Below are 7,010 nucleotides of genomic sequence, written 5' to 3'. Positions count from 1 at the left end.
AAGCGCGCGTATCCCAAGGAAGACGGCGAACAACGTCCAAGCCCGTAAACGCGCTGGCCGAAAGCAAGCTTTTTCGGACCTGCGCCTGGGCGAGGGGTTACTTCATTTTTAGGGGAGGTACGAATGAAATCTTTATTTGAAAAGGAAGAACGGTACTGGAGCGGCAAGTTTGACACCGATGACAGCCTGAGCTTCCTTCCCTACAGTCAATCCTCCAAATTATCCGCCGACGGGGAAGCTGCGGCCGAGCCGGGCTTGCTTCACCGTACTCTGCCGAGCGAACTCTCGGAGAGAATCATTCGCCTCGCCAACGGTTCGGATTTGGCTTTGTACATTATTGTTTTGGCAGGAGTAAAAAGCCTGCTGTTCAAATATACCGGGCAGGACCAAGTGCTGGTCGGCATGCCTTCTTATAGCGCAGACCCCGACGGGACTCCGCCGCCGCATGACATCTTGGTGATCAAGACGTCCGTAAGCCGCCAGACTACGCTGAAAACGCTGCTCGGGGGCATCAAAGCTTCCATCGGCGAGGCGCTGGAGCATCAGCATCTGCCTTTTCGAAAAATGGTGGAGCCGCTCCATCTGGACTATACGGGGGACGGCCTCCCGGTCGTCAACACCGTCGCATCTTTCGCCCCGATTCATCCGGTACCGCTGGGTAACCGGGTGGCGGCCGATACGGTTTTTCAATTTGACCGCCAAAACCACTCCATCAAGCTGGAAATAAGCTTTGACGGGCAGCGGTACGAGCGGGCATTTGTGGAACAGGCGGCCGACCATCTTGTTCGGCTGCTGTCCGTGCTTTTATTTCAGCCGGATCTGGAGCTTGGACAAGCCGATGTGCTGTCCCCAGACGAGAGGGAGACGCTGCTGAAGCGATTTAACGACACCGAAACCGGGTTCGAGCAGGGGAAAACGATTCACGGCTTGTTCGAAGAGCAGGCGGAGCTTTACCCGGATCACGTGGCCGCCGTCATGAACGAGCGGCAGCTGACCTACCGCGAGCTGAACGAGCGATCCAACCGCCTTGCGCGGAAGCTGCGGGAGACGGGAGTAGAAGCGGATCAACTGGTAGCGATTCTGGCCGAACGCTCGCTCGATATGGTCGTCGGCATTCTGGCGATTCTCAAAGCGGGCGGAGCCTACGTGCCTGTCGATCCCGACTACCCGGAGGAGCGCATCCGCTTCATGATTGAGGATTCGGGCGCGCCGTTATTGCTGATTCAAAAGCATCTGCACGAGAAGACCGACTTCGCAAGAACGCGCCTCGAATTGGACGATTTCGTTTGGGGCGACAGAGGGGCGGACTCCGAAGGTGCGCTGGACGCTTCGAATCTGGAGCCGATTTCCGGGCCGGACAACCTGGCTTATGTCATCTACACGTCGGGAACGACCGGCAGACCAAAAGGAACGCTGATCGAGCATAAGAACGTGGTGCGCCTCCTGTTCAACGACAAGAACCTGTTCGACTTCGGGCCATCCGACACGTGGACGCTGTTCCACTCGTTCTGCTTCGATTTCTCCGTCTGGGAAATGTATGGAGCGCTGCTGTACGGAGGCAAGCTGGTCATCGTACCGCCGCTCACGGCGAAAAATCCGGCCGATTTCCTGGCGCTGCTGGGCCGCGAACAGGTCACGATTTTGAATCAGACGCCAACGTACTTCTACCAGCTGCTGCGTAAGGTCTTGGCGGACCATCCGTACGATCTGCGGATTCGCAACGTCATCTTCGGGGGCGAAGCGCTGAGTCCGCTGCTGCTCAAGGGCTTCAAGACGAAGTACCCGGAGACGAAGCTGATCAATATGTACGGCATTACCGAGACGACGGTTCACGTGACGTATAAGGAAATCACGTGGGTCGAGATTGAGGCGGCGAAGAGCAATATCGGCAAGCCGATCCCGACGCTGAGGGTGTACATCCTTGATGAAAATCGCCGCCCTGTGCCGATCGGCGTAGCGGGCGAAATGTACGTGGCCGGAGAAGGCCTTGCGAGAGGATACCTGAACCGTCCGGATCTGACGGCGGAGAAGTTCGTCGATTCCCCGTTTGCGGAGGGGGAGAAGCTGTACCGCTCGGGCGACTTGGCGGCTTGGCTGCCGGACGGCAACATCGAATACCTGGGCCGGATCGACCACCAGGTGAAAATCCGCGGGTACCGGATCGAGCTGGACGAAATCGAGACGCAGCTTCTCAACGTCGAGGGCGTGGAAGAAGCGGTGGTGCTTGCCCGTGACGACGCGAACGGCCATAAGCAGCTTGTCGCTTACTACGTCGCGGAAACGAGGCTGGCGGCGCATGAACTCAAGGAGGAGCTCGCCAAGCAGCTTCCAGGGTATATGATTCCTTCGCACCTCGTGCAGCTTTCGCGGATGCCGCTGACTCCGAACGGGAAAATCGACCGCAAAGCCCTGCCCGCGCCGGAGGAAGCCGCGGCCGGAGGAGCGGAATATGTTGCGCCGAGAACGCTGCTCGAAATGAAGATCGCCCGCGTCTGGCAGGATACGCTTGGCGTTCCGCAGGTCGGCGTAAAGGATAACTTTTTTGAGTTGGGTGGCAATTCGTTAAGTCTGATGAGGCTCGTCCAAGCCGTTTACGATGAAACGGGCATTGAGATACCGCTGAACCGCCAATTCCATCATGTAACCGTTGAAGCCATGGCTTTCGGAGAGGGGGATCTGGGCCTGGATAAAGGGGGATACTCCTTCATTAAGCTGAATAAAGCAGGAGATCTGAACGTGTTCTGCTTCCCTCCAGGCAGCGGCTTCGGCATCGGTTACCGAGAGCTCGCAAACAGACTCGACGGCCAGTTCGTGCTCTACGGCATTGATTTTATCGACGATGCCGCCGATTACGAGGCCACGCTGAACCGTTATGTGGACGAGATTGTCCGCATCCAGCCGGAAGGACCTTACGTGCTGCTCGGCTACTGCTTCGGGGGCAACCTCACGTTCGAGGTAGCCAAAACGATGGTGAAAAGAGGGTATCTCGTAACGGACGTGCTTATGGTGGACTCGTGGATTAAGGACACGCTGACGCCTCCCGAAACGTCGGAGAAAGAGCTTGAAGAAATGCTTGCCGATTTCGACGAAGAAGAGAAGGAATTAATGAGCAACCCGCTCGTGCGGGAGCGGGTTCATCGGAAGGTCAAAGCGACCTTGGCGTACGAAGCGCAGCTTATTAACTCCGGCACGATCCCGGCCCGGATTTACGAACTGATTGCGAAGGACAGCGAAGCGTTCCGCTTGGAGCACCAATTGCCGTCCTGGCAGGGGGCAACGACGCAAGCTTACGCCGATTACCGGCTGGAGGGCGCGCACGAGGAATTGCTGGAACTCGCGCGCGTGGACGAAACGGCCGTTGTCATCCGGGACATCTTAGAGCAAGTCAAGCGGCAGATCGAAGCGGAGGCCGGGGTACTGCATGGAAGCTGACCGGCAGCCGTCTGTTCGAGAGCACGGCACAGCGGCGCCTTCCAAGCGCCAATCCGCTTACGCCACCTGGAAAGCGTTCCGCTGGCTGATGTCCTATGTAAGCCGTCACAAAGGCTGGATGATCGTCGGTACCTTGTCCGCAATTGCCGCCGCCGTTATTGAGATATGGACGGGAAGTTTGATCGAGCAGTTGACCACCCAGGCCGAGAAGGGGGCGGGGCCAATCGTTCTGCAAATCGTGTACACGGTCTTTGCGGTCATCTTGATCGGTGTGCCGGCGAAGTATTTCATGAGCTTCGGGGTGGAGCGAAGCAGCGCCTCTGCGGTGCAGGATATCCGCAACCATGTCATGCGTCATATCGGCAAACTCCCGGTCTCCTATTTGGAAAAGCAGCATTCCGGCGACGTGTTGTCGCGGATCAACAACGACCTGCAGCTCATCCAGCAGTTTATGATTCGGGACCTTGCCCAGTGGTTTTATCATCCGCTATTGTTCATTGGCTGTTTCGCTTATTTGATCTGCCTCCAATGGGAGCTGATGCTGTACAGCCTGCTGTTATTTCCCTTAGCGCTGCTGGTTTCCCAATGGATCGGCAAGCAGTTGGAACGGTTGACGGAGGAAGCCCAGGCGAACATGGGCCGAATGAACGTCAACCTCCAGGATACACTCGGGGGTATGCCTATTGTAAAAAGCTACCTGCTATCCGGCATGTTATCTCGCTCCTACCAAGTGCTGCTGCAGTTGACGGCCCAAAAAAAGCTGGCCGTGAAAAAGCGGGAAGCCTGGGTCAATCCGTTGCTTTCCACGCTGATGATCAGCCCGATCATTTTCGCCGTCAGTTACGGAAGCTATTTGATCTACCAAGGGCAGCTAGGCGCGGGGGAACTGGTCGCCTTCCTGTACTTGCTGAATCTGTGTCTGGAGCCGCTGGAGCATATTCCCGAGCTCATCACGCGGACGTTCGAAATGGCCGGTGCCCTCAGAAGGGTCTCCGAAATCGTCGAGCAGCCGACCGAAACGGAAAATGGCCGTTCGCTTCCGAAGGCGAGCGCCGCCCCCATCGAGTTTCAGAAGGTAACCTTCGGGTATGAGGAGAGCTCCCCGATCCTGCGGAATGTTAGCTTTTCGGTGCCGGAAGGGAAGACGATCGCGCTTGTCGGAGCGAGCGGCGGAGGGAAGAGCACGGTGTTTAAGCTTGTATGCGGCTTTTATCCGCTTCCGGAGGACCAGGGTGAGATCCGCGTGTTCGGCAGCCTGATCCACGGCGCCGATCCGGAGCAGCTTCGGTCGCATTTTTCCGTGGTAACCCAGGACTCATATTTGTTTAGCGGCACGATTGCCGAAAATATCGGCTACGGGCGGGAAGAAGCGTCGATGGACGAGATTATCGAAGCCGCCAAAGCCGCTCAGGCGCATTCCTTCATTATGCAGCTTGAGGGCGGCTACCAGACGTATGTCGGGGAGCGCGGAGGCTTTTTGTCCGGCGGCCAGCGCCAGCGCATTGCAATGGCCCGGGCTTTTCTGAAGGATGCTCCCGTTCTGCTGCTGGACGAGCCAACGTCGGCTCTTGATCCGGAGTCGGAAAGCGCGGTTCAGGAAGCGCTGGGCGTATTGATGAAGAATAGAACGACCATGGTTATTGCCCACCGGCTTTCTACTATTCAAAACGCCGACGAAATTTGGGTCATGGAACAGGGGAATATTGTTGAAAAGGGCACTCATGAACAATTGTTGGAGATGAAGGGACTGTACGCCCAGTCGTACTACCAGGAATTTACCGATTCTGCCGAACGCAGGGAGGTGGCGTACACATGAAAAAGGGCGGATGGCTTTCGCAAGTGAAAGAACTCGGCTACTTGCTGACCTTTATGAACCGCAAGCGCAAAACCCAGTACGCCATTGGCCTGGCCGTGACGGCGCTCACCCAGACATTGTTCCTGATCGCCTTCAGTTTGGTCGTACATAACTTGGTTGATTTCGCCGTGTCTCGAGATACGTCCCTGATGGTGGAAGCCTTTATTATTTTGGGTGCGGCGCTGTTCCTGGAAAATGTGATTTCACCTTGGTTCATTTACTTATACCAGCGCAGTGTCGAGCTGACTGTGCTGAATATCCGCGAACGTCTTTACGACAAGCTGTGCCGGGTGCGGCCGAGATTTCTGGAACAGACGCACCATGGGGACTTGCTGTCGCGGGTGAACAACGACGTAACGACCGTTGAGTTTACATTTTCGCAGGTTTACTTCGTTTTGCTGCTTCAAATTGTTTTTTGCATCGGCTCCATTGTCTCCATGGTGTTGATCGATTGGCGGTTTGCCGGCGTATCCTTCGTCATTCTGCTGCTGTCCTCCGTGGTCAGCCTGAAATTTGCGCGGGATATTCGAGCCTTGTCCGAACAAGGCTTGCAAACGCTCGGTAAAATGACCGAAAAATTCAAAGATTTTATGGGCGGCATTCAAATTGTGAAGCTGTTCCGCATCCGTACGATTTACGGCCAGTACGAAGCGTTGAACGAACAAATGACGCAGACGCTTCGGCAAACTGCGCAGAAGAATGGCATGCAGGCTGCGGTGAACCATTTTATCAGCTACGTCACGTTCTGCGGCATCATCGTCATCGGCAGTCTTCTTTATGCCTACGGACTGATGGGAATGGGAAGCGTCGCCGCCCTGGCGGTTCTGCAAGTGAATCTGACGCACGCCTTGTTGAACTTGGGGATGGTTCTGTCGATGACCCAAAATTCGCTCGCGGGCGCTCACCGGATTCAAGAGGTACTAAGAGAGGAAGAGGAACCGGAGAGTTTGGGATCTCCTCACAGCGAGCTTGTGTCGGAGGCTGCGGTGGAGTTTCGCGATGTGGAATTTTCCTATCAGTCGGATAAAAAGGTGCTTGTCGACATGTCCATGCAGGTGTTTCCCGGCCAGGTCGCCGCTATTGTGGGGGCCAGCGGCAGCGGCAAAAGTACGCTGATCAAGCTGCTGCTCGGCTTTTATCCTGTGGACAGCGGAGAAATCCTGCTCCAAGGCAAACCGTTCGGCCATTACACGCTGGACGAAATCCGCAGGCAGATTGCATACGTTCCGCAGGAGCCGTTCTTATTTACCGGCACGATTGAGGAAAACATCCGCTACGGCAACCCGGATGCAACGGATGAAGAAGTGATTGAAGCGGCCAAAGCGGCGTATGCTCACCATTTCATTCAGGAACTTCCGGAACAGTATAAAACGCCGGTGGGAGAGAGAGGAGCGTCGTTGTCGGGCGGACAAAGGCAGCGAATTGCGATTGCCCGGGCGATTCTCAAAAACGCCCCGATTCTGCTGCTGGACGAAGCGACTTCCGCGCTGGATAACGAATCCCAGCATTGGGTGCAGCAGGCCCTGAACGAATTGATGAAGGGGCGCACCACCATTCTGATTGCCCACCGTCTCAGCACCGTGGAACATGCGGATTTGATTACCGTCATGAATCAAGGCACGGTAGTCGAGCGGGGCCGTCATCAGGACCTGCTGGCGCTCGGGGGTTATTACGCCCGGCTGTACGGTTAGCCTATCTACAAACAATCTCTAAAACGGGAGTG

The 7,010-nt window shown here is 56.1% G+C and carries 3 protein-coding genes; all 3 read left to right on the top strand.

The genetic code is table 11. From position 1 onward, the window contains the following. Positions 1-123 precede the first annotated feature (123 nt). From NNL35_RS29510 to NNL35_RS29500, 3 genes are read left to right on the top strand one after another with little or no spacing between them, the layout of a single operon-like run. Positions 124-3,432, top strand: coding sequence for a non-ribosomal peptide synthetase (locus NNL35_RS29510; protein ID WP_254553958.1), 3,309 nt, complete (start codon positions 124-126; stop codon positions 3,430-3,432). Further along, positions 3,422-5,248 carry an ABC transporter ATP-binding protein gene (locus tag NNL35_RS29505; protein ID WP_006679448.1) on the top strand — a complete coding sequence of 609 codons (1,827 nt, stop codon included), beginning with the start codon at positions 3,422-3,424 and terminating at the stop codon, positions 5,246-5,248. The genes NNL35_RS29510 and NNL35_RS29505 overlap by 11 nt, the downstream gene beginning before the upstream one ends. Continuing rightward, the gene (locus NNL35_RS29500; RefSeq protein ID WP_006679449.1) at positions 5,245-6,978 is read left to right on the top strand and encodes an ABC transporter ATP-binding protein; all 1,734 of its coding nucleotides are present in this window, start codon (positions 5,245-5,247) and stop codon (positions 6,976-6,978) included. Before NNL35_RS29505 ends, NNL35_RS29500 begins: the two co-directional genes overlap by 4 nt. Positions 6,979-7,010: the final 32 nt, after the last annotated feature.

The organism is Paenibacillus dendritiformis (assembly GCF_945605565.1).
Taxonomy (GTDB): Bacteria; Bacillota; Bacilli; order Paenibacillales; family Paenibacillaceae; genus Paenibacillus_B; species Paenibacillus_B dendritiformis_A.
Note: the sequence above shows the minus strand (reverse complement) of the source record. Positions and strands in the feature narration are given on the sequence as shown.